Source organism: Streptomyces sp. NRRL B-1347 (assembly GCF_000720325.1).
Taxonomy (GTDB): Bacteria; Actinomycetota; Actinomycetes; order Streptomycetales; family Streptomycetaceae; genus Streptomyces.
The window spans coordinates 1-492 of sequence record NZ_JOJM01000269.1 but is presented as its reverse complement, the minus strand read 5'-3'; the positions used below and the strand labels follow the sequence as shown (position 1 = coordinate 492).

Annotated in this window: 1 pseudogene; it reads right to left on the bottom strand. The window is 63.6% G+C overall.

Going from position 1 to position 492, the window contains the following annotated elements:
• Window positions 1-407 (bottom strand): annotated as a pseudogene (locus tag IG74_RS52610) (hypothetical protein); the annotation flags it as partial.
• Between the last annotated feature and the right edge of the window lie 85 nt (window positions 408-492).

Here is a 492-nt window from a genome sequence, read left to right as displayed (position 1 = left end):
TACCGCCCCGACCTAATCGACGGCTGCTTGATCGGGACTGGGCTGCTCATCGCTGCGGAGGAGCTCGCAGAGCCGGAACCCGCGAGTTCAAGATGAGTATGCTCGATGTCCCGTACGAGCTGGTCGAGCATGTCTCTGGCTGATCTACGCCCGAAGGCGTGAACTGAGAGGTCGTTATTGAGGCGGAACTGTTGGGTTGCCTGTTCGAGGGTGTACCGGACGTGGCGGGCGTGGAGGTAGCCGCGGATGATGTTCGGTTGGCGGTGGTGGAGGAAGAGGCGGGTCTTGTGGGCGAGGCCGTCGGCTGAGCGGGCGCGGGCGGCATGGACGTGCCGTTTGACGTCGGCGTTGAGGAGTTCGCCGGGTTGAGTTCGGGGCTGTATCCGGGCATCAGGAGCCTTTTTCATGTGTAGATCATGAGGGTGAGGAGGGCGGCGGAGACTGACGAGAGCCTGTTCGGGCTGGTCCGGGCGTGCTGGAGGATCCTCCCCT